The sequence below is a fragment of the Undibacterium sp. Tian12W genome (assembly GCF_049339405.1).
Lineage (GTDB): Bacteria > Pseudomonadota > Gammaproteobacteria > Burkholderiales > Burkholderiaceae_D > Undibacterium.
The window spans coordinates 132,900-156,857 of sequence record NZ_JBMPPK010000013.1; the positions used below are offsets into that span (position 1 = coordinate 132,900).

Below are 23,958 nucleotides of genomic sequence, written 5' to 3' on the forward strand. Positions count from 1 at the left end.
CCGCTTGTCTGTCTTTGCCATTCAAGTGTATAGTTTTTCACTCTTAAAAATTCCACACCATGCCCACGCTGATTTTCACCCCGCGCTATACCGACGACTCACAAGCCTTGTGGAAAGCAGCAGGTGCATTGGGCTGGCAGGTGCAGCGCCTGACGAACTGGCGGGTACCTGAGCACTTGCAAAACCTTGAGCAAGCGGTATTGTATGGCGAGGCCCTGTTTGGCCCGACGCTGGCAGAGCAACTGGGCATACGCCTGCTGAGCCCGCCAGAAGACTGGCTGGTGCGCCTGCCCATGGAATACAAACACCGTCAGATCAGCATGCAAACTCTGGGGCAGGCACGCCAACTGACAAAGCCTGCTTTTATCAAGCCACCCAATGACAAGAGTTTTCCGGCAGAGGTATATACCGGTGCCAGCCTGCCGCTTGAGTATGATGACGACATGCCGGTGCTGGTGTCAGAGGTCGTCCAGTGGGAAAAAGAATTTCGCTGTTTTATATTGCAGCGCCAATTAGTCACCTACTCTCTCTATTCCCGCTTTGGTGATGTTCAGCGGGAAACAGAGTTCGCCAGCACGATGGATGAAGACAACGCGCTAAAGGCATTCATGCACACCCTGCTGGCAGATGAACGCGTCGATTTACCCGATGCCTGCGTCATCGATGCCGGCATGCTGGCTGGCGGTGCATGGGCCTGCGTGGAACAAAATGCGGCATGGGGTGCGGGCATTTATGGTTGCGATCCTGCCAGGGTGCTGGAAGTATTGCGGCATGCTTCTGTCAAGATTTAAGCTCTCAAGTCAAATCCCAACATACTTCGCGGCCAAAGCTGCTCCTGCGTGCATGCCTGACATCACTTGCACTGCCCTGTCACCGCGTTATAGGCCAGCGCAGCGGCGGCGAAATAGCCTTTGTAGGTAGTCTGACCTATGGTGATGCCTTCGGGATTGGGCTTGATGCAATCAGTGATTTGAGCCTTGCTAACTTCGTGTCCGAATTTGCGTATGGGGCTGCGCTCTGTGGCTTCCAGCGGCTGGCCGGAGCGGCTAGCCAGTTTTTGCAGGTCGCTACGGCTATCGGCATAGGCACGGGCAATGGCGTCTTTATCTGTGCGCAAGCCCGATGATGCCGTCGATTTTTCTTCGGTGAATACATCTTTGCCAAGGTCTTGCCTTGACGGTTCTGCTGCCGGTAGCGTAATGGCTTGCGCAGCTTGCTGCGCGCTGGGGCTGGCCCGCTGCCGGGTTTGCCGGGTTTCGCGTTCCCGCATTTTGGAGATGTCGGTTTTTTTGCTGACAGGCCCGGCGTCTGCACTTGGGGTCTTGGGAATAGCCTTGGGCATGAATGATAAGTCGAGAGTGATGTAGCCAGTTTCTGACATTGGTTTTTTGTGCCAGGGCCGCACAAGCTGGAACAATAACAAGGCGGTGATCAGACAGGCAATGACGAAAGAGAACACTGACTGCCAGGCAGCCTGATTCGGCAGGATAAGCTTACGTTCTTGCATCAACTCGTCTTCAACATGGAAACAGGGTGTTGGACATTGGCTATGACAAAACAGTTCCATTGAACTTATTTTTCTTGCATGCAGAAATCATACGACAATAGTAGCGCGTGCTATATTAGTATTCCATCCATTTCCTGAGTCAAGTGCAAATCAAATGCACCAAGGTGACACCATGTTCGACCAATTAAAAACTCTGCTGCAAACCCACAATGCCCGCTTCCGTGTTGTTGAGCACCCTGCCGAGGGCCAATCTGAAAAAGTCGCTGCCATACGTGGTACAGAAGTTGGCCAGGGTGCCAAGGCCATGCTGTGCCAGAGCAAGGATGAATCTGCGAAACTGATTTTGGCTATTCTGCCTGGTGACCAGAAGATCGATTTCAAAAAACTGGCGGCCGTCATGCAGGTCAGGAAAACCAGCTTTGCTGCACCTGAAGCAGCGATGGAAAAAACCGGCTGCGTCATCGGTGCGATACCGCCTTTTGTATTTTCTGATGACATTGCACTGGTGCTGGACCCTACTCTGGTCGCACGTTATGCAGAGATCGCTTTCAATGCGGGGCGGCTGGATACCTCCATCATTTTGAATACAGAAGATTATCTGCGCATAGCCAAACCGATGCTGCATGATATTTGTGCGGCTTGATGCAATGCAGCTCACCCGGCTTGCGCCTTTGTGGTCACTGATCAAGCGTCATCCTTATCTGATCGCGATATGGGTGCTTATCACTTGGTTCTGCAGCCAGGACTACTTTGGCTTCGCAATATATCTGCTTGCTTTACCCAGCCTGCTATACGCCATCGTCCAATGCGCCTTCAACTGGCGCACGAGCAAACTGCGTCATAAATATATCCTCCTTTGTGTCCTGATCGTGTTGGCCTTCATGACCATTAACATGGTGCATAAATACAAAGATGATAAAGCCAGGGTGTATGCCGATCACATCGCCGGTGAACTGGAACAATATTACAAATTGCATGGAAAACTGCCTCTCAGCCTGAACGATATTCCAGCACTGGCGCATCAAGGTAAGCGTCCCCATATGCTTTTTTACCTGAATGGAAAAAACGGACCTTTTCTATTCTATGCAACTAGCTTTGCGCCTTTTTCGGGTTGGAATTACGATTTCGAGAAAAGACAATGGCTTTATCAACACGACTGAACATCATTATCACGTTTTTAAATTTTCTACTCTCCCCCAAGGACAAGCAATGCAACAAACCACCTGGACTGCAGTTGATGATTATTTTTGTGAACGCCTGATCCCTGGCGACCCTGTGCTGAATGCATCGCTACAAGACAGTGATGCAGGCGATTTGCCGCAGCATCATGTGGCACCAAATCAGGGCAAATTTTTGCACTTGCTGGCCAAACTGCAGGGTGCAAAGACGGTGCTGGAATTTGGTACCCTCGGTGGCTACAGCACGATTTGGCTGGCGCGTGCCCTGCCAGAAGATGGGCGGGTCGTGTCGCTGGAATTCAACCCGCACAATGCGGCGATTGCGCAAAAGAATATAGAACGTGCCGGCCTCTCGCACAAGGTGGATATACGCGTGGGCAAGGCGCTCGACACGCTGCCGCAACTGGAGGCAGAAGGCATACATCCGTTTGACCTGATCTTTATCGATGCCGACAAACCGAACAACCCGCATTATCTCGACTGGTCGATCAAGCTCTCGCGCCCCGGCACCCTCATCATCGGTGATAATGTGGTGCGCAATGGTGCGGTGGCTGATCCTGCCAGCACAGACGCCAATGTACAGGGCGTGCGCAGTTTTTTTGACTTGATGGCGAACAACCCGCGCCTGTCTGCCACGGCCTTGCAGACGGTGGGCAGCAAAGGCTATGATGGCTTCTCGATGGCGCTGGTGATTGCTTGACCATTGCCTGATCGTTTGTAGGGTGCGCCGTGCGCACCGTTTTAGCAATTTACGTAAAGATAAAAGCGGTGCGCATGGCGCACCCTACAGCACGCTATCAACATCATCCTCCATGAAACGCATCGTCACAATGTCACTCCCGCTCATCCTCATCTTCGCGGCTTATATGGGCCTGAAGCCCGTGCCCATCACGCCCGTCGCCTGGCAGGCTCCTGTCAGCCAGGGTTACACTGGCGTGCATGCAGCCAATACCAAACTGCAAGACTTGCACACGATAGACCTGCAAGGCGAAGTGGGGCCGGAACATGTCGTCATCGGCCCCGATGGCAAGCTCTACACCGGTGTTGAAAGCGGCAAGATTTTGCGCATGCAGCCAGACGGCAGCGCGCAGGAAGTATTTTGCACTACCGGCGGCAGGCCGCTGGGCATGGCCTTTGATGCAGACGGCCAGCTCGTCGTGGCGGATGCCTGGAAGGGTTTATTGTCCATCGCTGCCAACGGCAATATCAGCGTTTTGTTGGGTATTGCCAAAGACGGGCCATTACATTTCCCGGATGCTGTGGTCGTTGCCAGGACAGGCAAGATTTATCTGACAGATTCATCGACCCGCTTCACGCCCAGGCAATGGGGCAGCACCAACGAGGCCGCCATGCTGGATATTTTTGAACAGTCATCGACCGGCCGGGTGCTGGAATATGATCCGGTGAAAAAGTCTGCGCGCGTCATCGCCGAGGGCCTGAGCTTCGCCAATGGCATAGCCCTCAGCGGTGATGAAAGCAGCCTGCTCGTTGCCGAGAGCGGCAAATTCAGGGTATGGAAGATCACGACTGCAGCCCAACAACTGGACCTGGCCCAACCCTCGCCACAAGCAACCATCCTGTTTGATAACCTGCCCGGCTACCCGGACAATCTCACGCGCGGCAAAGACGACAAGCTGTGGCTGGGCTTAGCCGGCCAACGCAACTTCCTCGACCAGACCGCCCAACGCCCCTACCTGCGTAGCATGGCCTTGCGCATCCCGCGCCTGTTCTGGAAAATGCCACCAGCCTATGGCCACGTCATTGCCTTTACCGAAGACGGCAAAGTCATCAACGACCTGCAAGACCCCAGCGGCAATTCACCCACCGTTACTGGCGTGACAGAAACCGCGAACCGGCTGTATATTCATAATGTCAGTGGCAAGGGTTTGGGATGGATGGGGAAGTAAAGTAAAATGGCAACTTACAATACACCTCTTCTTTCGCCTGTCCTCATTCAGGATCAATAAATCTGCCTGGGTACGGATAAGCGCATTGTCATTTGTCGTTTCATATTCAAATTTCTGGCTGTCCACAGTCAATGGAAGGCTATAGCATCCACCGCTTTCGACAAATTCGAGACCGTATTGATCTGCAACATCCCACAATAAACCAACATTGGCAGGTATGCCCAAAGGTATAAAGAAGTAAATATCAAGCTTGTTTGTCATGACTCAGCATTTTACGTTGCTAATGAGTGCCGCCAGCTTTATGACCCCCGGCCATATGCGAAACTACTCCGTTTTACCATTCCCTTTTATTTCTTCATGAAGAATAGAAAAAAATAACCTTGGCGGCACATCTTCAATATATGGATATTCATCCATATGTATTTCTTCCCACGCAACATTATCGTCTGCTAAAAGCTTCTCAAGGTAATTTAAATATCCCTCTTTGAATGATTCTGAACAAGCCAAATAATATGGAAGTACATAATTCCTAACCAAGGTACGAATTCCATCTGTTTTAGTGATATCTAAACTGGCTATATCGTCCCAAGCTTCTTTTCCTAAACTTGCCTCGGGGCCAATAACTTCTAACAAAACCTCAATTGTTTCAAGCATTTGATTTTTTGGTTTTTTATTTTTCATAATTGAATTCAGCCAGTAGGGTGCGTCTTGACGCACCACATGCCCAGCACCATATTCCATAGCGCAAGAGACCGAAGAAATGGCAATAAGAGCGGTGCATTACAACGCACCCTACTGATTGAATTTTTGGTGAATACTCCAATCAAAAAATCTCATCCAGCTCAATCCACCAGCCCCCACTGCCCCAGCATCCATGCCTGTTGAAATGCGTGTTCGCGCAGGCTGTCGTAGCGGCCTGATGCACCTGAGTGGCCTGCATGCATATTGGTTTTGAATAGCAACTGGCGCTGGTCGGTTTTGAGGCTGCGCAGTTTGGCGACGTATTTGGCGGGTTCCCAGTAGTGTACTTGGCTGTCGTTGAGACCAGCGAGCACCAGCATGGCCGGATAAGCCTGCGGCTTCAGATTGTCATACGGTGCATAACTGCGCAGGTAGTCATACACGGCCTTGTTATTGGGATTGCCCCATTCCAGGTATTCGCCCGTAGTCAGTGGCAGTTTGGGGTTCATCATGGTGTTGAGGCTATCGACGAAAGGTACCTCAAGCACGGCGGCGTGAAATAAGTCCGGGCGCTCATTGAGGACTGCACCTATCAGTAAACCGCCAGCGCTGGCACCATGGATGATGAGTTTGCCGGGGCTGGTCCAGCCTTGTGCGATCAGATATTCAGAGGCCGCGATAAAGTCGCTGAAGCTGTTTTTCTTTTTCATGAGCATGCCGTCAGCCCGCCATTGCTCGCCGAGGTCATTGCCGCCCCTGATGCCAGCTTCTACATAGATGACGCCACGATCCAGCAGATTGATGCGGCCTACATCAAACTGGGCGTCTGAAGCTTCACCATAGGCACCATAGCCATACAGCAGCAATGGCGCACTGCCATCAAGGGCTATCCCTTTTTTATACACGGCCCACAAAGGGATTCGCGCCCCGTCGTGGGCAGTGGCCCACAGACGCTTGCTTTCATAGTGTTGTGGATCATACTTGCCAAGTATTTCATAGCGCTTTAACACCTTGCGCTGGCCGCTGGTAACATCAACTTCAAAGATCACGGGTGGTGTCAGTGGAGATTGATATGAGATACGATAAGAAGACGATTCGTAACCGTCGCCATCCATGCCAGCGACAAAATAGACTGCCTCATCAAAGTCCAGCGTTTGCCAGCGCTGTTGGGCAAAGAGATAAATCCGCATGCGCGTGGCTGCCTGCTTTTTTTCGGTAACGACCATAAAATCACGATAGACATCCAGTTTCTCGATCCGGACTTCAGGGTCATAGTCAGCAAAATTTTTCCAGTAACGTGCTGATGGCTGGGTCACGCTAGCGGTGACAATGCGAAAATTGATTGCGTCCAGATTGGTGGTGATATACAGCCTGCCCTCACGATGGGCAACGCTGTAGCGCAAGCCCTTTTGCCTGGTCTGTATCATCTGCCAGGGTACTTGCGGCGTGGCAGCGGGCAGCATCCGGGTTTCATTGCTGTCGTAGGATGAAGCGTCGAGGAAAATCAGTTTTTCATCACTGGAGGGATAAACCGCGAGATTGAATTCCTGCGCAGCTTCATGGTATTGCAGCACAGGTTTACCACCGAGTCGCTGGCGGTAGAGGCGATCCGGGCGCAGAGTGACGGCATCGCCACTGACATAGAACAAGGTTTGATTGTCTGCCGCCCAGGCCAAGGATGACACTCGCTGCGCACGGTCCTGCAAGAGCTGGCCACTGCCAAGGTCTTTAACAAACAGCTCAAACCTGAGGTCACCGGAAAAATCCAGTGTATAAGCGAGTTTGCTGCCGTCAGGGCTGACCTGGAATTCGCCAAGCGCCACATAGCGGTGCTGGCGTGCCAACTGGTTAAGATCAAGCAGGATTTCTTCTGTTGCCGCTTCATCCCATTTCGTGACGCCATCCACCACTTGCGCAGCGCGGCGGCACAGCAAGGGATGCTGCTGTCCGGCCTCAATGCGTGAATAATAATAAAACTGCCCATGTCGCTTTGGCAAATTCATATCGACTTCTTTGACCCTGGCCTTGCTGGCCTCAAACAGGCGCGTCGCCAGCGGCTGCAAAGGCTGCATCTGTTTTTCTGTATAGGCATTTTCTTGCTGCAGGTAAGCCATAACCCTGGGGTCTTGCTTGTTGCTAAGCCAGTGGTAGTGATCGATGTAAGCCTGACCGTGGTAGGTTTTTTTGTTGGCCTGTCTTTTGGCAATGGGCACACTATCAGTGTCTTGCGCTGACAATGGCAAAGGATGGATAAGGAAAATCGCCAACAATAACAACAGACGCAGCATGTCAAAACCTGTTCAGATCAGTTTGTGTGAAGAGCAGAAAAATACGCATTGGTTCAGCGGGAACGCAATGAAAGTATTTTCATTATGACATGCTTTAAGTGAGTATCAGCAGTATCAACTGCGGACAGTGATGCAGGGCCATTGCAGTACGCCGTCTGCATGAGATGATCCCTGAGAACTTCTAGACCTCTCAATACAGAGGCTCCGGGACACAGAGTGGGCACTGAGAGGTACACTTCAAAGATATTTGCATGAGTGCGTAAAGCAAGACGCATATGCATTAAAGTCTCAGTGCAATTTTTTTGGTTCAAGAATTGTGAATGGTACGCTTTTTTCCTGCGGATAAAGACCTGTAGGGTGCGCCATGCGCACCGCATTCACGTCTATGCGGATTGCACAGATGGTGCGCACGGCGCACCCTACTAAATACACCTTAGCTGATCACAGCCTCCAAAGATCAAGCATACTGATACTTCATCGCCGCCCGCACCATGAGGCTGATGATGTCTCTGGTAGGGAAATCCATGAGCACGGTGCCGAAGTAGGCGCCCCAGGGGTCTTGGGGCTGGGTGATGAAATTGGTATAGATATCGTCCCGCACCTTGGGTAACAGGTAGGCGGCATAGTCGCCAGGAAAATAGCCCAGATCAGGCACGCGACTGGCCGAGGTATAAGTGACAAACCAGATCACAGACGCGGTGCCGCTACTTAGCGCTTTGTCCAGGTGTTTTTCTATTTTGTCCCATTTGGCGTCCTTAATATCTTTCCAGTGGTTTTCTACATCCAGGCCGGGTTGCTGACCTGACTGTACGTGCCGCCAGTCAACCTGGTAATCGATATTGCCCCAGTACAGGCCACGGTCTGGTGCGGTCAGTTGGTAGTTGGTGCCATCATCGCCATCGACAAAGGCGAAGATGATCTTACCTCTGGCATCTTTCAATGTGGGGACAGTGTGGTCCTTGTAGAATAACTGGTCGAGGGTCTTACCGTTGTAGCCATTGCGCTTGTTAATGATTTTCCAGAAGGCGTCGTAGAAGACTGAACGTACCTGCGCATCTTTTTCCTGCTTGATCAATAACACTACGCATTCTGTAGGGTTGTCTTTTAAAAATTGCAGACAATCGTCGAGCACAAAATACTTGGTTCCCTGGTCGTGGGGAGTATTGGAATCAAAAAAGGCTTCCTGGTAATAACTGGCATGATGGATAGAGAAATTGACTTCGTTATTGGCAACCGGTAAATAGCGCAGGCGTATGTCAAACACGCGCAGGCCTTGCCGCAATTGTTCTGCCAGTGTCCATTGCTGACATTCGCAGCCATAGCCAAAACGTGACATCGATTCATGCGTACCAGGCAGGTTGATCATGGACAGCAGGGCCTTGTCGTCTATCGCAGACATCCAGCCTTGCGGGTAGGCATAAAAGGCAATGACGCCTTCGCTCCAGCCTGAGTGGTTTTCCTTGCTGGTGTCGTAATAATAGCGGTCCGGGTCGGGGGCGTTGTGGCGATAAATGGCGACCGTGCCTTTCTGCTCGCTGGTATAGGCGTAAAACGCGACCGTGCCTTCACTCCAGCCCGCATTGTTTTCTTTGTTGGTGTCGTAGTAAAAGCGGTCGGGGTCTTTGGCAAAATGGCTGTAGATGGGGACGGTGCCGGGCGCCTGGTCCTTATACGCCTGGAAGAAAATCTCGCCTTCAGACCAGCCAGGGTAACTGGCCACATTGGTGTCGTAGTAATAGCGTACCGGCTTGTCTATGCTGTGCAAAAAAACTGGCGTGAGTTCTGCCATGCTGCTCTCCTGAATGTTGGACGATGGTGAAAAAAGGGGGCGATGCGAAAAAATCTGGAGCGATGGCAGGCGAATACGTCTGCCGTGGTCAATTCATGCGTACATCGATAATGTGGTTAATTTAGCATCAATAATAGCTTTTTTATCAATATCAGGAAATGTTTTTTGTATCATTTTGTCATGACAAATACATAAAACCCTTGATGTCGTATAATTTTGCGACCAGCTATTTTTTGTCTTCATGCTTTTTTACCTCCATGATCAATAAACACTACGGCGTCCTTTTGGCTGCGGCCAGTCTCTTGCTTGCTGTTCCTGGTCAGGCTGCTGATACGGCTGACAATGCGGTTGCAGCGACGCCCTTAAAAATCCAGCAAGGACAGCAGCTGCAACAACTACAGCAACTCGCCAGCAAACACCAGGTCTGCACGGCTGCGCTGGTATACATCCGCAATCAACAGATACAGGAACCATTGTTTGCCAAGGGCTGTGAAGATGCTGTGATGCCTGACGCCAGCAGCATTTTTCAGGCAGCATCCCTTTCCAAGCCGCTGTTTGCCTATGCGGTGCTGAAGCTGGCTGCGCAGGGCAAGCTGGCGCTGGATGAGCCGCTGATGCAATACCTGCCGCAGGGTTACCAGCATTTGACAAAACCTGGAGAAGTGAACAGCCCGCGTGAGCCATTCACTGACCCGCGCCTGCAAAAAGTCACTGCGCGCATGGTCTTGCAGCACACTGCAGGCTTGCCCAACTGGGCAAGCGGCAAGCTGGCATTTGAATCAGAACCGGGCACGCGCTGGCAATACTCTGGTGAAGGCTATGTGTTGTTGCAAGCCGCGATTGAATCCATCACCGGCATGGGCTTGCAGGCCTGGATGCAACAAGCCGTATTTGCGCCACTGGACATGCAGCACAGCAGTTATGAACCACCTAAAGAATGGCAAAACCAGCTCATCGCTGGCAGCCTGCAGGGCAAAGCCCTGCCCTCGCGGCTTCGCTCTGATCGGAGAGGGGTAGCTGCGGCCAGCCTGCATACCAGCATTGGCGACTATGCGCGTTTTGTGCAGGCGGTATTAAAAGATACTGATCTGCAAAAGCAGATATTCGATCACCCCGTCATGGCAGACCAGCGCAGCAACACGGAATGGGGTCTGGGCTGGGGGATTGCACATACCAGCACAACAGACCGCGCGCCCCTGCTCTGGCACTGGGGCAATAACTATGGCTACCGCGCCTTTGTGATTGCCGCCCCGGCAACGGGCGACGCCATGATATTGCTGACCGGCAGTGACCAGGGCCTGAAACTGGCGCAGGCACTAACGGCAAATATCATCCCCGGCCAGCTTGAGCTATTCCAGTTCCCCATGCTGGGGCTGAAGTCTGGCTTTTTATGTCAGGCCCTCAGCATCTGCTGATCATGCATTGATGGGGCTTATGCATCGCCAGCCGTAATGAATTCATCAATGATCTCGAAGGTTTTTACAGGCTGTTCCAGATGCGGCAAGTGGCCTGCCAGCGGCACGGGTGCAAAGCGGCTGTGGGCAAAGGCAGCGGCAAAAGCCTGCCCATAAGCGGTGGTCACGACCCTGTCGCTCTCACCCCATACTACCAGCACTGGGAAGCTGATCTGCTGCAGGCGGGCACGCAAATGCGGGTCATGCATGAAGGGTGCGCCGGCGATGATACGCATGGTCGCCATGTTGGCACGCTGCATGGCTTGTTGCTCTGCAGGCAGGCTGGACGGATCGATAAAGAATTTGTCTGGTTCATGAAAAGCATGTTCAGCCAGGCCACGCGGGCCAAGTACAAAGGGGTCAGCAACAGGCTCGCCATCAACATGAATGCCTACGGCATTCACCAGTACCAGACGGGCAATGCGCGGCTCGCCACCGTCAGCAGTATCTTGCAAGGCCATTTCTGAGGCTATCCAGCCACCTATCGATGAACCGATGATGACGACCTTGCGCAGGTCCAGCTTATCCAGTAGGGCCAGATACGCCTTGGCGACATCAGCGACAGTCTGTATATCGTCTGGGCGGGCAGTGCCGTTCCAGCCAGGGTGGGTAGGCAGGATGCTCAGTGCATTTACAGATACATGACGGGCTATACCGGCCACCGTGGCGGTGCCGCCGCCACCATGCAAGATCAATACAGGCTGCCCCTGACCTGCCTGTTCATAAGTGATGGAAAGGCCGGGGCGCAACTCTGCAATATGGGTTTCTGGTGCGTAGGACATGGTGAATACTCCGAAAGCAAAATGATGATCGTATGAAGCGACTTAATTATAAACATATTTATAAACACATTTATATAAATATGCTTATATAAATTGATTTATATCAGTATATTTACATCTATGCTAGACTGGCCGCATGCTAAATCACATCCAATACCTGGGCCGCGCCGTCAAGCAAGCCCAATACCGCCAGCACCGCGCACTCGAAACAGCTTTGGTTGCGGCAGGCAGCACGCTCGCCCAATGGGATGCCCTGCGCGCCATAGGCCGCATGCCGGGCGCATCATCGCATGACCTGGCGCTGGCCACCTTCCAGACTGACCAGGCCTTTGGCACCCTGGCCAACCGCCTCGTCACGCAAGGCCTTATAGAGCGCCGCCCCGGCGAAGGGCGGCGCATAGAACACTTCCTCAACAAGCAAGGCGAACGCATGCTCGTCACCGCCAATGAGGTCGCCATGCAGGTGCTGACAGACAAATTTGCCGTACTCAATGCGACAGAGCAAAAGCAGTTGCTTAAGCTGCTGAGCAAGCTGGTTGAGGCAGAGGATACGGGTCTGGAGTAAGATGGGCTAAGATACAGTGGCGCTGCCCCTTCTCTTTTAGCACAAACAGAAAATCATGACTGCACACGCAAGCACCCATGCAATGCGCATCCTCAAGGTCAATCATGCGAGTGAGTATGGAGCAATACACATCTATGCAGGGCAAATTCTTGTTGCCCGCTTCACCGCTACCGCCATGCTCGCCGAGTTGCGCGAGTTCAAAGCTCATGAAGAAAAACACCGCGCCCTGTTTGCAGCAGAATTGCAGCGCCGTGCCTGCCCGCCATGCCGCAGCGCTTTTTTATGTGCAGCAGGCGGCTTTGTACTGGGATTCATCACTGGCCTGTTTGGCCGCAACGCCATTGCCGCCACCACGGTAGCAGTTGAGCGCGTTGTGTTGCGCCACTTGCAGGCGCAACTCGTGGCGCTGGCAACAATAGACGAGGCGGCAAGCAAGGTCGTTGCCTCCATTGTCGCTGAAGAACAATTGCATCATGATCAGTCAGCCACGCACATGGATACGAAGTCGTTTTGCACAAAACCCCTGCAAGCCCTTGTATCTGGCGCGACCGAAGCGGTTATCTGGACAGGCATGCGTGTTTAATGGTGTCTAATGGTGTGTAATGGTGTGTAATGCCGCAGGCTGCGCGATACAGCCGACCGCAAAACATCCACAAGCCTGTATCAGATCAGGCTAAAAACGCATAAAAACCAGCATATGGTTTATGACATTGATTGCATATTTACAACGCCACCCCTGCTGTCATGACCGCCCCCGCCTATCTTCTCAGAACCCTGTATATGCCGGCACAATATGCGCTTTTACCTATGACAGTAACCTGCATTACTGCCAGACAAGGCTAGGCAAATTGATGAGGCAGGCTAACAAAATAGCATCATCCACAATAATTTTAATTAAGCTTTTGACAAATAGTTGATATATTTACTTAAAGGCAACATAATGCAGTAAATTGCTTTTTGGATAGATCATTATCTTGATACAAGCAGAGGCTGATATGCACAACCCTATTTCTACAAGTGGCACTGCTGGAGACACAGCCAATACTGACCAGTTGCTCGGCGCCTGGGCACATGGCTGGACGATTTCGCGTGGCACTGATGCCCCCATACCGCTGGCCGATTTTGGCTATCGCATACAGGTAGGCCTGCCCGGCCATCTGGAGCGCTATGTCTTGCAGGGCCATGTCCTGAGTGCCATACAAAAACTCGCGCAAGAGCTCGATACGCCAGATACCTGGCTCAAGGTATGCGCTCCGCACAGCAGCGTCGCGGGCATCTTGACGCCACGCTGGAAGGTCAAACCGCTGGAATATTTGATGAGCAAACCCATCGCCCCGACGGCAGTCACCATGCCTGAGGCTTATCACATCAACCTCATTGAAGATGGCGATGCTGTCACCGCCCGCGCCTGCAGCAGCGAAGGCCACCATGCCGCGACGGGCCGCATGGCCATCTACAAGCAATATGCCGTGTTTGACCAGATCGTCACCGAACCCGCGCACCGCCGCCGTGGCCTGGCCTTTGCCATCATGCAAAGCCTGGCCAACCATGCGTGCAGCAAAGCGGCATCCACCGGCATTCTGGTGGCGACCGATGAAGGCCGTGCGCTCTACACCGCCATGGGCTGGACACTGGCTTCTGAAATGACGGCGGCTGTGCTGGTGGAGTGAGCGTGGGCTAGCAACAATGAATGGAGACGAGACACCAGCAGAATGGCGCAAGTAAATGCAAAACCTGAAACAGCATCCGTTTTTTTTCTGGACAAATGGCATTTGCGCCAGTGTTTTTGCGCTATTGCTGGGCCTGGCCGGGACTTTTTTTGTTCCCGCATTTCGTGATGTGCATATCTATTTCCCCCGGGAGCAAATGAATGCATTCACACGCCTGTTTGAAAGCTATCCACAGTTGTTGTGGTGTGCGGTCATTCCATGTCTGGCGATATGGCTGTTTTGTACTTTCAACTTCACGCATCCGCATGCAAGGCGCCAAGGCAGCATCGCATTTGCTGCGCTGGCTATGATCGAATTCATGATCCTCATCCTGCTCATTTGGTCCATGTATGCTCCTGCCATACAAATCAGGGAACATACGGTCGGCTCACACGGCATCAAAACCCTTATCACCAGGCCTGTATAGACACTATAGATGAGAGCTTACTGCTGGCGGCGTATCCCAATTATCGTTGATACCATCGACATAGGTCACCGGTGCTGCCGCCAGTTCTGCAATGCTGGCATCATCAAGACAGCTCACGCTGACGCCATAGAATTTGCCGCGTCGGGGTGAATGAGCAATGCCAAACGGACGCACGCCGCAATGCTTGCAAAAAAAGTGTTGTTCGTTCTTTGCGCCAAATTGATATTCACTGAGCTCAGATTCACCTGCCAGCAGGCGAAAAGACTCTGGTTTTACGACTGTTGCCCAGCAACGTATCTTCAGGCAAAAACTGCAATTGCAACGCATGCTGCCATCGGCCAGATCGATGTCCGCTTCAAAACGTATGGCCTTGCAATGGCAACTGCCGTGATAGGTTTTCATGATGTTTTATTTGTGTAGGTGGCCTGTTATTGTACACAGACTTTATTGAAGTGCAGTTCATTGGTGCGCGGTTATAATCTGCCTGCTATCCACTTAGGAGACTTATCATGCCCGCCTTTAACCAGGTCACGTTAGACAGCCCCCGCCTGCACCTGCGCCCCCTGTGCATGGACGATGCCGCCGCCATCCTGCGCATGCGTTCCAAAGCCAAGGTCATGCGCTATATGACCACCGCACCATGGACAGAACTTGCCCAGGCCACTGGCATGGTCGAACGGGATCAGGCCGCCATGGTCAGGGGCGATTTGCTGCGCCTGGCCTTGATACGCAAGACTGACAAGGTGTTTCTGGGCAGTTGCATCCTGTTCCATTTTGACGAAGGCTGCCGCCGCGCCGAGATTGGCTACGACATGGATGAAACTTACTGGGGCCAGGGCTATATGAACGAAGCCCTGGTGACCCTGCTTAATTATGGCTTCAATGAATTAAACCTCAACCGCATCGACGCCGACATCCACCCGGACAATATCAACTCCGCCCGCTCACTCGAAAGATTGGGTTTCATCCGCGAAGGCTATCTGCGCGAACGCTGGATCATCGACGACGTCGTGTCGGATTCGGCGATTTATGGCTTGCTGCGTAGTGATTGGGTGAAGCGGGGCGAGGACCAATAATTAGGTTTGCGCGTGCGGCGCCTAAATATCGGCTGAGTATCATTGTCGTACCAGATGGAGGTGAGCAGCTTGTAGATCCTGCTCATTAATAGCGCATGGTGACTACACACTTATTTTGATTAATTCAAATGAATCATATTTATTATCCTTGCTGGTATCGCCTTGCAGGAAAAGATGCCTACCTCTTGTGGTATGACTCACCAAAAAATCATGTAGTCACCAGTGCCTTTAAAAAAGCACTGCGCTTCAAAACAATTGCAGAGATAGAGAGTTACACCCATCAACATGAATTGAGCCTTCAGGTCAATGAACCGTTGTTGTTTGACCTTGACGCAATGACCGCAGAGTTAACTGGCGCAATAACGACACCGACGGCCTGTCAAGATATGTTAAATGCATGGAACTTATTTGACGATGTAGCCCGCTCTTGCAACCAACGGTTCGACCGTAACCAGCGATTAAGCAACCGTATTTATCTCAAGTTAGTATGGGGAAGTAATTTGTCTGCGTTGACACCTCCCAACAAAGAATATCTACCATTCTGGACTAAGGGTCAGTTAAAAATTATACGCAAGACGCTACGTAAGGGTCTGAGGTTATTTAAAGAATCTGTCCTTGCGTAGTTTTCACCATCGTACGGTACTCTAATACCCAAATCATCGCCGTGATGTAGGGCGCATTGTAATGCGCCGTATGAGGTCACCGCATTCGGGGGGGAATATTTGTGCCGTACAACACGCACACATGCGGCGCATTGCAATGCGCCCTACGCTTATCCTTTTACGGCCATCGCGGTACAACTCACGGCTACTCGCTCGCCGCCTTCAAGGCCAGCAGCAAATAAGCATGTACATGTTTATCGCTGATGTCCTGCTCAGAAGTCAGTTTGATATGGCGGCGGTACTTGCCCTCGCCTTCGAGCTTCTTGTATTTATCAGGCAGGGATGCGCCCAGGCCAAATTCCAACGTCACATGGTTTTTGTAAGAAAAAACACCGCAAAATGACCGCGCTGCTGAAAACAGCAGACCACCGTATTTGACATCTTCGCTCACGCCCTCATCAAGCTTAAGGATCATTTCGCGCAGGCTTTGTACCAGCGCATAATTCTCTTCATTAAGCATGCGTATGTCTTGCAGCAGCTTGTCGATTCTTTCTGTACTCATGAGGTCTGCTCCCTATTCATGTGCGGTGTCAGGATTGCCGCAATTGATGCACGTGGTGCATATGGTTTATATGGTGCACACGGCGCACCATACAAAATATGCCAAATGATCGCGCAATACACTCTGGTATCCATGCGCAATCAAGAATCTAAGCAACATTAAAAACACCGCCTGAGTAGCTGTATTTATGAACCGCCACAAACCAATTTCTTGTGTACCGAGTGCTTAATCACGGCCACCAGGTTTGTCAAATACAAGTCATCTTTTTCACTCATGGATACGCGATCGCTGACTATGACTGTAGCATGACCTGATATACCGCATTTTTTTCCTTTGATACGAGTGGGAATGCCAAGCATTTTCTTTGATGCTACTTCATTTTTGAAACAAAACCAGCTTACTGGCATATCGTCAGGCGAGTGCAAGAGTGTGGATGATGCTGTTGAGGGATAAAAGCAAACCAGCCCACCCAGCGTTTCCAGGCTTTGTGTATCGGTCTTGAATTCGTAACGACCAAAAAGTGAGGCCTCATTGGCGGCCATACTGGTAGCGCTGATGAAAAGTGTAGCCATTAACGGCAGTACAGATATCTTGAAACGCATATCAGGCCGGATGCAGGTGTTTGTGTTGGAGCAGCATCATCAACTTCTCAGAAATAAGTCTGGGTTTGTCATTACTGTCATTGTAGCTTGCACAGCCCTCAGACAGCAGTTGCTCCTTGCCTTTACCTGCTCTTGAAAAATACAGTTGATCACCACCACAACGCAAACGCGCCCTAACCTGGCGGGTGGATTTTTTGCGCACCTCGGCGACCCAGCAGGCATCTGCGCAGCCGCTGGAATGATAGGCCAGTAGTTCGCCGCGCACTGGCCAATTGAGGGTGTATTCGCCGGTGCCGCCAGATGCCCATGCGATAGCGCTGCATGTGAGCAGTGCTATCAGGGTAATTTGAGTAAGTTGGCGTACAGTGTGGTTCATCAGGGAGAATTAAAATCCATCAAGATCAACATTTTGTTTTGAAGTGTTGGCAGCTTGTATAGGTATATGCTTGGGAATAACATTTTACTTATCCCAAATCTTCACAACCAGGTTAAGAGGTTTGAGTGCCATGGCGTCTGCCTTGAATTTACTGCCATCCAGCACATTGGCATCCTGCGTGCTTGTCTGCGATACTGGCACGGCACTTTCATTCCTCCTGCGCAGTATTTCGCTTTTTACGAAGGTCTCTACGTCTGGCGGCTGCTGCAGCGATTTTCCGCCCTTATGCGGGTATTGCACATAATTTTCTGGCGGCGTTGGCAATTGTTCTTCACAGTGCGTTGAACAGGCATTGACCAGCAAAGGGACGGTATCAGTGCCAATTCTCAGGCTGATCCATAGTTGATTCGTTTCTGCATAGCTGATCGTTTTTTTACAGATACTGCATTTCAGCATATCGCCGTCATATCTGACAGGATTGTGATCCAGACGAGGAAATGGCGTTCTGAACTTATAATTCCCATACAAGGCTCGCGTACTGATGCGGCTCGATACCAGGTTTTTGCACTGCGTTATCTCATATGGAAACCAGTGCAGGTCATATGAAGTGTAAGGATCGAAAAATTCAAGGGCGGTCATGCCACCTATTTCTGGAGGAATTCTTTTCAGTTTGCTGCCATAGAGCCAGATTTTTTTGACCTTGTCCAGTTTGGCGATAGTTGCAGGCAAGGTATGTATCTGGGAAAAAAGCTCAGCGCCTAAAAAGTCACGTGGAGAAAACTCATCATGCCCGCTCATCGCCAATTCATCAACATAGTCGCAAAGCTTTTTCCAAGCCAGAGAATTTTTATCTTGAACGTCGTTTTCCATACTTGAAATAAATTGCTTCACGCTTACTCCTCATCATAATCATGAACATCCACAATCTCATTTTGACACTCGCTCAGTATGTCTGAGGTATTGCGGGTTTGCCCGGCATTCTAATTGACCAGCACCTCTTCCACCTGCCTGGTTTGTCTGATCGCTTCCAGCGTACTATCAAAATTAGCAGAGCTGCCGGGAATAATAATGGAAAACCCATTGACTAGGACCAGTTTCAGGCATTGCACTTCCATGCCTATGATCTGGTCCCAATTATCATCACTGACCAGGACAATTTTCTTGACGGCATTGAGGTCAATCACGGTGCGCCCCCATACTGCATTGATGTTGATTGTCGCATGCCCGAATGCCAGTTGCCATTGCCGCCTTGGGGTATCGATCAGGCCCTTTGAATATGCAGAGATAAACCAGGCCAGGTAGGCCAGTGCCAGCCCGGCTGACGCGAAAATAATGAAGATGGTATCAAGCAGTTTGCCTATCAGCAGGTAACTGCCCAGCATGATCAGCAAGAATACGGCAAGTGGGATAGCCCTGTACAGCAACTGGCGCAAGGCAAATATGGTGGGTGTATATGCTTTCATTGCTTGGTCTGTGCTTGCACTTCAGTTTCAGTATCCGCCAGTTTCCCCCTGTACAAAGCCGCGACAAGGTCGGATTGCGTGAGCATGCCCGTCAAACGGCGTTCTTCATTGATGATGGGGACATGGTGCAGTCCCTGGTCAGACAGCAGCGGTACCAGCTCGACGATGTGCATGTCATGGCGGGCGGTACGCACCGGGTGGCTCATGATCTGGCCAACGACTTCTGGCTTGGTCGAGTGCATGAGGCGGGTGCGGCGCAATACCTGGCGCAGTTTTTCATCAAACTTTTCATAGACGTCGAGGTTGGCATTTTTCATGAAATCGACCAGGGTGACGATACCGATGACGCGGCGTGCCTTGTCGATGACGGGCAAGGCCTTGATCCTGTGTTTGCGCAGCAACGTCCAGGCTTCTTCGAGCGTGGTGCCGTACTCTACTGTGACGAGGTCTTTGGACATGATGTCGGCGCAAGTGATTTCGCCAAAGCGGCGGCGGTAGGCATGCATCTCAGTTTGCAGGAACAGGGATTCAAGATCATCACGGCTGATATCAAGCACCTGATTGTATTTTTGCAGCACTTCATCAAGGTCGCGCGACTGAAAACCGAGGCGGTCTATTGGCCGCACATCGCCGGTGCCATGTTTACTGGAATGATCAGGCTGTGCCGCATGCGGGTAGCGGCGACCTGTGGCATTGTTATACGCCAGCGCGAACAGCGCAAGCAAGATAGAGTTGATACCGGTAGGAATCAGCACAAACTGGTAACCAAGGCCGAGTATCACCGGCCCGCCGAGCACAGCGGTGAGCGCCACCGCTCCACCGGGCGGATGCAGGCAGCGCAGCAGGAACATCGCCGCCACTGCCAGCGCAGTCGCCAGTGCCGCCGTCGCCATCGACGGCCCGAACAGATGTACGCACAACATCCCCACGAGGGCCGACAACATATTGCCACCGACAACAGACCACGGCTGCGCCAGCGGGCTGGCAGGCACGCCAAACAACAGGACGGCAGAAGCACCTATCGGTGCCAGCAACATGGGGATGGCGGCAAGCTTGTCGATTGAACCCAGCATGGCCCTGGTCGCCAGCCCCGTCAGTAACAGCCCGGCCAGCATGCCGGCACAGGCGCGCAGGCGTTCGCGATTGTCGGTACCTATTTGCGCAGGCGCAAAAGTTTTGAGCCAGGCTAGCAGGCTCTCCAGAGTAGACCATTTTCTTTGCATGGCGTGTAGAACTCATTTCATAATTAGGAGTGAGGTGCGTTTGCCTCATAACTTTAACCGACAAGACGTACGTAGCTGCGAAATCATTCGCCTGTTTGCCGCGGGCCACAGCAATCTGACCAGCGTTACGAGGCAAACCCTACGGGAACGGGCGATTCGGGCGCATTGCTGCGTTGTGCCTTTTGCTAAGGCGCCCAGCCTTAGCTGCACAAGGTACACACCTAAGGCCTTGCACTGCATCCCGACTCACATCGTTCGCACTCACTCCCAATCATGAAATGAGTCCTCATTTTATTTTGCAACAAAGTGCAAAGTGTATAGGGAAAATAATTGCTTTGTTGGAGTATGTTAACACCGTGCTTTTGCAATGCACAAATACCTGCTTCATGCCCTGTCATTTCTGGAGAATACAATGAACAAAGACTTATCCCGTGCCCTGGTCATACTCGGCGTCTTGCTGGCCCTGGGCATGTCGGCTGCGGCTTTTATCTTTGGCATGCAGGCCAGGCATATCGGTGCGGGCAAGCAAAGTATCTCGGTCAAAGGTCTGGCAGAAAAACCTGTGCAAGCTGATTATGCGGAATGGCGTATAGGCGTAACGGTAGTGGCACCCAGCTTTGCCGAGGCATTGGCCAAGTTGCGCAAATCACGCCCTGTGCTTGATGAATTCCTGGGTAAGCAAGGCTTTGAAAAAACTGCGCTGAAAGAATCAGAAGAAGCCGTAGAGCCCAATATGGTTACAGAAGATTTGCCCGATGGCCGCAACCGCCAGGTGCAGCGCGGCTACAAGGCCACGCAAAGCATACTGGTCACATCGAAGGACTTGACCAAGGTAACGAACGTCAGCCGCGCTGCCCTGCAACTCGAAGCGGATGGCCAGCCAGTATTCCACAGCGCACCGCAATACCTGGTATCAAAACTCGAAGACATCAAGATGTCACTGATAGGTGCCGCCACCGAAAACGCCAACAAGCGCGCCTCTGAATTTGCCAAGTATGGTGCAGTCAAGGTAGGCAGCATGCGCTCTGCCTCGCAGGGGGCGTTTTATATCCTGCCAGTCGGCACAGAAACCAGTGCAGATGAATACGGCGGTACCTATGATAAGACCACGATAGACAAGGTCGCGCGGGTGGTGGTGACGATAGAATATGGGATAGAGCGTTGATATAAAATTGGTCAGGATGCGGTGCGCATGGCGCACCCTACTGGATAGGGCTATTTCGAAATGTCTCAAATACACCCAATTTAATACCAAGAATCTCGCCATAGAGTAACTGAGCCACAGAGATGGCACAGAAAATAAATTCGCTCACTCAATCAGACAATGCATGGCAGCCAGTAGGGTGCGCCGTGCGCACCGTTTTTTGTATCAAATGCCCGGTCTGACGCTATGCAGGGAATTTTCGCAAAATTATCGACATCTGCTCACGCTTTCCACACCACTAAAACAATTCATCCAACTGCATATAAAACTCCCGCTTCGCTGGCGCATCTGCGTAACCTAACGAGGCAAGTGAAGCCAGGAATTCATCCGCCACTTTGTCAGACACTTCTTCACGCAGATTGCGGTGGGCAAAGGCGATGTCCATCCAGCGGTCGGCAAGGCCTGCGCGGCCCAGGTCGATGAAATAGAGCTGGTCGTGCTCATCGACAAACACATTGCTGTCACCGAGATCACCATGGGCAAAAACCAGGTCTTGCGGATTTTCTGCTGGCAGGGTCGCGTGCAGCAAGTTGATCAGGTCTTGCACGCTGTGCAGGCCCGGCCATTGATCAAGCTCATACTCTTGCGCATGCAGGTTTTGGCTGACCAGGTATTCAAGCTCGCGCAAGCGCATGGCGGCGCCTGCATGCAGCGGGCAACCATGCGTGGGCAAGGCTTGCAACTGACGCAGGGCTTCGATAAATAAATGGCTGACTGGCTGCCCGGCTTCTATCCGCGCTGACAAGGGCACGCCAGGCACGGCGCGGGTGATCATGGCTTCGCCGTGTTCATTGTCAGCCACCGCCACCAGTTCAGGCACACCTAGGCGCCCGCTCAGCCATTGCAGCGCCTGCGCTTCGCGTTTGATGCTATAAGTGGTGGATGCCAGCACAGGTGACGAAGTCTTGAGGAAGAAGTGTTCGCCGCCTTTGCTGAAGCGATATACATTGCTGGGGGATTCGCCAATGTCATCAGCAATCAGGGTGGCGTTGGCGATGAAATGAGTGATGGTGGGTGGTAGCTGGTGCATAGGGTGCATGGGCTGCTGTTCTGGTTTACTGGTGTCCATGATCTTTGGGCGGCACAGCTTATTTCAAGTTTCTTATTCAAATTTGCTTTGCCCTGCCATCCAGGGTCTCGCCATCTGTCTGCGATTTTTGCATTTCATTCCCCTGCTTTTACAATCCATCTTTTCTCCATAGCCGCCTGTTTTACTTGGCAATAAAGTAAGCCTGCACTTGTCGGCAGACAAGAAAAAACAGCGCAAAGGCGATATGGCAAACCTTGCCCGCCAGCGTGAAAATCAAACTAGGAGAAATCAATGCAATCAATACCATCCGTACAATCAATACTGCGTTCTGCACCATCCCTGTTCCCCACATACCGTGTTCTTGCCGCCAGCCTGGCCTTGCTGGGTGGCTTGGCTGCCTGCCCCATGCAGGCACATGCCGACACTGTCGATGATTATGTCCGTGCTGAAATGCAAAAGCGGCATATCCCCGGCATGACAGTGGCTGTGTTGCGTGATAACAAGCTCATCAAGGAAAGCGCTTATGGCCTGGCCAGCCTGGAACACAATGTGGCAACGAAAACAGAAACGGTCTATACACTGGCCTCGATGACCAAGACCTTTACCGCCAGCGCCATCATGTTGCTGGTGCAGGATGGCCGTATTACCCTCGACGACTCCATCACAAAAATCCTGCCGCAACTGCCTGCGGCCTGGTCTGGCATCACGCTGCGTCATTGCCTCTCACATACCTCGGGCTTGCCGGATGCGATTACCGATGACGTCAACATCACCACCATCAGCGGCGACCGTGACATCCTGATTCAGGAGCTGGCAAAATTGCCGCTGCAGCCCGCAGGTGAAAAATCTGTGTATAACCAGACTGGCTATATGCTGCTGGGCATGGTCATAGAAAAAATCAGTGGCATGCCGTATGAGCAGTTTGTGCAAACCCGCTTGTTCCAGCCCATGGGCATCACTGGCGCAAAGTTTGGTGATGCCTGGTCCATCATCCCTGGCCGCAGTGACCTATATACTTCACTCGATATCAGCAAAGACCATAGCAAGCTGGAGATGAAGAATGGCCGCCCCGTGGTTATGAAAGACAAGATTTACCACTATGGCGCAAAGTTCATGCCCGATTACCTGGCCCCGGCCGGCCTCTTGAATGGCAATATCCACGACCTCGTCAGTTTTGAGCAGGCACTGGCCAGCGGCAAGCTCATCAAACCTGCGCTGATCAAAGAAATGAACACGCCCTACAAGTTGCGCAATGGTCAGGACGGTGATTATGGCCTGGGCTTTATCTTCATGCCCTTTGGCAAACAGGCTGCGATTTCTTACGGTGGCGGTGCTGCCACCTGGCGTGTACACCTGCCTGAGAAGCATTTGACCGTGGTTGTACTGACCAATCTGCAGGGATCACAACCACATGCGCTGGCGGGCGGCATTGCAGCACTCTACGACGACGGGGCTAAGTAATCTGACGGGGGCAGGCGCAGGGATAATGAGCCGGAGCCGCAAGCTGGCGCATTTGTTACCTTGGGTAAAAAC

The 23,958-nt window shown here is 51.9% G+C and carries 27 protein-coding genes; 14 read left to right on the forward strand and 13 right to left on the reverse strand.

Annotated features, from left to right (window positions below; all coding sequences use genetic code 11):
- Nucleotides 1-59: 59 nt before the first annotated feature.
- Complete coding sequence (locus ACO0LI_RS17685) at nucleotides 60-791, forward strand: ATP-grasp domain-containing protein (RefSeq protein WP_423034162.1); 732 nt, start codon at nucleotides 60-62, stop codon at nucleotides 789-791.
- Nucleotides 792-853: 62 nt separating this feature from the next.
- Here ACO0LI_RS17685 and ACO0LI_RS17690 read toward each other — a convergent pair whose 3' ends face one another.
- Nucleotides 854-1,507 carry a hypothetical protein gene (locus ACO0LI_RS17690; protein WP_423034164.1) on the reverse strand — a complete coding sequence of 218 codons (654 nt, stop codon included), beginning with the start codon at nucleotides 1,505-1,507 and terminating at the stop codon, nucleotides 854-856.
- Between the two features lie 172 nt (nucleotides 1,508-1,679).
- On the opposite strand from ACO0LI_RS17690, the gene ACO0LI_RS17695 reads away from it, so the two are divergent.
- The 4 genes from ACO0LI_RS17695 to ACO0LI_RS17710 all read left to right on the forward strand — a co-directional run bounded on the left by ACO0LI_RS17695 (nucleotide 1,680) and on the right by ACO0LI_RS17710 (nucleotide 4,592).
- Nucleotides 1,680-2,150: a YbaK/prolyl-tRNA synthetase associated domain-containing protein gene (locus ACO0LI_RS17695; RefSeq protein WP_422954030.1), complete on the forward strand. Its 471-nt coding sequence runs from the start codon at nucleotides 1,680-1,682 to the stop codon at nucleotides 2,148-2,150.
- Between the two features lie 4 nt (nucleotides 2,151-2,154).
- The gene (locus ACO0LI_RS17700; protein ID WP_422954029.1) at nucleotides 2,155-2,667 is read left to right on the forward strand and encodes a hypothetical protein; all 513 of its coding nucleotides are present in this window, start codon (nucleotides 2,155-2,157) and stop codon (nucleotides 2,665-2,667) included.
- 49 nt (nucleotides 2,668-2,716) lie between these two features.
- Nucleotides 2,717-3,385: an O-methyltransferase gene (locus tag ACO0LI_RS17705; protein WP_423034166.1), complete on the forward strand. Its 669-nt coding sequence runs from the start codon at nucleotides 2,717-2,719 to the stop codon at nucleotides 3,383-3,385.
- A gap of 112 nt (nucleotides 3,386-3,497) precedes the next feature.
- Nucleotides 3,498-4,592 carry an SMP-30/gluconolactonase/LRE family protein gene (locus ACO0LI_RS17710; protein ID WP_423034168.1) on the forward strand — a complete coding sequence of 365 codons (1,095 nt, stop codon included), beginning with the start codon at nucleotides 3,498-3,500 and terminating at the stop codon, nucleotides 4,590-4,592.
- Nucleotides 4,593-4,916: 324 nt separating this feature from the next.
- On the opposite strand, the gene ACO0LI_RS17715 is transcribed toward ACO0LI_RS17710, so the two are convergent.
- The 3 genes from ACO0LI_RS17715 to ACO0LI_RS17725 form a co-directional block, all read right to left on the reverse strand.
- Nucleotides 4,917-5,273 (reverse strand): hypothetical protein, encoded by a 357-nt coding sequence (locus ACO0LI_RS17715; RefSeq protein WP_423034170.1) that lies wholly within the window; start codon nucleotides 5,271-5,273, stop codon nucleotides 4,917-4,919.
- A 161-nt stretch (nucleotides 5,274-5,434) separates the two neighbouring features.
- Entirely contained in the window at nucleotides 5,435-7,561 is a 2,127-nt protein-coding gene (locus tag ACO0LI_RS17720) for a S9 family peptidase (RefSeq protein ID WP_423034172.1), read from the reverse strand.
- Nucleotides 7,562-8,018: 457 nt separating this feature from the next.
- Nucleotides 8,019-9,350, reverse strand: coding sequence for a hypothetical protein (locus ACO0LI_RS17725; protein WP_423034174.1), 1,332 nt, complete (start codon nucleotides 9,348-9,350; stop codon nucleotides 8,019-8,021).
- Nucleotides 9,351-9,607: 257 nt separating this feature from the next.
- Between ACO0LI_RS17725 and ACO0LI_RS17730 the strand changes: the two genes are divergently transcribed.
- A complete protein-coding gene (locus ACO0LI_RS17730; protein WP_423034176.1) occupies nucleotides 9,608-10,765 on the forward strand; it encodes a serine hydrolase domain-containing protein in 1,158 nt (385 codons plus the stop codon).
- Between the two features lie 17 nt (nucleotides 10,766-10,782).
- Here the strand turns inward: ACO0LI_RS17730 and ACO0LI_RS17735 are convergent, their stop codons facing one another.
- Nucleotides 10,783-11,586 (reverse strand): alpha/beta fold hydrolase, encoded by an 804-nt coding sequence (locus ACO0LI_RS17735; RefSeq protein ID WP_423034178.1) that lies wholly within the window; start codon nucleotides 11,584-11,586, stop codon nucleotides 10,783-10,785.
- A 136-nt stretch (nucleotides 11,587-11,722) separates the two neighbouring features.
- On the opposite strand from ACO0LI_RS17735, the gene ACO0LI_RS17740 reads away from it, so the two are divergent.
- From ACO0LI_RS17740 to ACO0LI_RS17755, 4 genes are all read left to right on the forward strand, one after another.
- Nucleotides 11,723-12,151, forward strand: coding sequence for a MarR family winged helix-turn-helix transcriptional regulator (locus tag ACO0LI_RS17740; protein WP_423034180.1), 429 nt, complete (start codon nucleotides 11,723-11,725; stop codon nucleotides 12,149-12,151).
- 55 nt (nucleotides 12,152-12,206) lie between these two features.
- Nucleotides 12,207-12,734, forward strand: coding sequence for a demethoxyubiquinone hydroxylase family protein (locus tag ACO0LI_RS17745; RefSeq protein ID WP_423034182.1), 528 nt, complete (start codon nucleotides 12,207-12,209; stop codon nucleotides 12,732-12,734).
- A 412-nt stretch (nucleotides 12,735-13,146) separates the two neighbouring features.
- Nucleotides 13,147-13,821 (forward strand): GNAT family N-acetyltransferase, encoded by a 675-nt coding sequence (locus tag ACO0LI_RS17750; protein WP_423034184.1) that lies wholly within the window; start codon nucleotides 13,147-13,149, stop codon nucleotides 13,819-13,821.
- A gap of 55 nt (nucleotides 13,822-13,876) precedes the next feature.
- Nucleotides 13,877-14,287, forward strand: a complete 411-nt coding sequence (locus ACO0LI_RS17755; protein ID WP_423034186.1) for a hypothetical protein — start codon at nucleotides 13,877-13,879, stop codon at nucleotides 14,285-14,287.
- A gap of 3 nt (nucleotides 14,288-14,290) precedes the next feature.
- Here the strand turns inward: ACO0LI_RS17755 and ACO0LI_RS17760 are convergent, their stop codons facing one another.
- Complete coding sequence (locus ACO0LI_RS17760) at nucleotides 14,291-14,689, reverse strand: GFA family protein (RefSeq protein ID WP_423034188.1); 399 nt, start codon at nucleotides 14,687-14,689, stop codon at nucleotides 14,291-14,293.
- A 107-nt stretch (nucleotides 14,690-14,796) separates the two neighbouring features.
- Between ACO0LI_RS17760 and ACO0LI_RS17765 the strand changes: the two genes are divergently transcribed.
- Both ACO0LI_RS17765 and ACO0LI_RS17770 read left to right on the forward strand, forming a co-directional pair.
- Entirely contained in the window at nucleotides 14,797-15,363 is a 567-nt protein-coding gene (locus ACO0LI_RS17765; RefSeq protein WP_423034190.1) for a GNAT family N-acetyltransferase, read from the forward strand.
- 128 nt (nucleotides 15,364-15,491) lie between these two features.
- Nucleotides 15,492-15,986: a hypothetical protein gene (locus tag ACO0LI_RS17770; RefSeq protein WP_423034192.1), complete on the forward strand. Its 495-nt coding sequence runs from the start codon at nucleotides 15,492-15,494 to the stop codon at nucleotides 15,984-15,986.
- A gap of 184 nt (nucleotides 15,987-16,170) precedes the next feature.
- On the opposite strand, the gene ACO0LI_RS17775 is transcribed toward ACO0LI_RS17770, so the two are convergent.
- The 6 genes from ACO0LI_RS17775 to ACO0LI_RS17800 all read right to left on the reverse strand — a co-directional run bounded on the left by ACO0LI_RS17775 (nucleotide 16,171) and on the right by ACO0LI_RS17800 (nucleotide 20,191).
- The gene (locus tag ACO0LI_RS17775; protein ID WP_423034194.1) at nucleotides 16,171-16,527 is read right to left on the reverse strand and encodes a DUF1801 domain-containing protein; all 357 of its coding nucleotides are present in this window, start codon (nucleotides 16,525-16,527) and stop codon (nucleotides 16,171-16,173) included.
- Between the two features lie 185 nt (nucleotides 16,528-16,712).
- Entirely contained in the window at nucleotides 16,713-17,129 is a 417-nt protein-coding gene (locus ACO0LI_RS17780; RefSeq protein WP_423034196.1) for a hypothetical protein, read from the reverse strand.
- A gap of 1 nt (nucleotide 17,130) precedes the next feature.
- Nucleotides 17,131-17,505: a hypothetical protein gene (locus tag ACO0LI_RS17785; protein ID WP_423034198.1), complete on the reverse strand. Its 375-nt coding sequence runs from the start codon at nucleotides 17,503-17,505 to the stop codon at nucleotides 17,131-17,133.
- A gap of 84 nt (nucleotides 17,506-17,589) precedes the next feature.
- Nucleotides 17,590-18,396 (reverse strand): hypothetical protein, encoded by an 807-nt coding sequence (locus tag ACO0LI_RS17790; protein ID WP_423034200.1) that lies wholly within the window; start codon nucleotides 18,394-18,396, stop codon nucleotides 17,590-17,592.
- An 89-nt stretch (nucleotides 18,397-18,485) separates the two neighbouring features.
- Complete coding sequence (locus ACO0LI_RS17795) at nucleotides 18,486-18,968, reverse strand: hypothetical protein (protein WP_423034202.1); 483 nt, start codon at nucleotides 18,966-18,968, stop codon at nucleotides 18,486-18,488.
- The gene (locus ACO0LI_RS17800; protein WP_423034204.1) at nucleotides 18,965-20,191 is read right to left on the reverse strand and encodes an HPP family protein; all 1,227 of its coding nucleotides are present in this window, start codon (nucleotides 20,189-20,191) and stop codon (nucleotides 18,965-18,967) included. Before ACO0LI_RS17800 ends, ACO0LI_RS17795 begins: the two co-directional genes overlap by 4 nt.
- A gap of 412 nt (nucleotides 20,192-20,603) precedes the next feature.
- On the opposite strand from ACO0LI_RS17800, the gene ACO0LI_RS17805 reads away from it, so the two are divergent.
- Entirely contained in the window at nucleotides 20,604-21,356 is a 753-nt protein-coding gene (locus tag ACO0LI_RS17805) for an SIMPL domain-containing protein (protein WP_423034206.1), read from the forward strand.
- 277 nt (nucleotides 21,357-21,633) lie between these two features.
- Here the strand turns inward: ACO0LI_RS17805 and ACO0LI_RS17810 are convergent, their stop codons facing one another.
- Complete coding sequence (locus ACO0LI_RS17810) at nucleotides 21,634-22,464, reverse strand: APH(3') family aminoglycoside O-phosphotransferase (RefSeq protein WP_423034208.1); 831 nt, start codon at nucleotides 22,462-22,464, stop codon at nucleotides 21,634-21,636.
- Between the two features lie 252 nt (nucleotides 22,465-22,716).
- Between ACO0LI_RS17810 and ACO0LI_RS17815 the strand changes: the two genes are divergently transcribed.
- The gene (locus ACO0LI_RS17815) at nucleotides 22,717-23,886 is read left to right on the forward strand and encodes a serine hydrolase domain-containing protein (protein ID WP_423034210.1); all 1,170 of its coding nucleotides are present in this window, start codon (nucleotides 22,717-22,719) and stop codon (nucleotides 23,884-23,886) included.
- The last annotated feature ends 72 nt before the right edge of the window (nucleotides 23,887-23,958 follow it).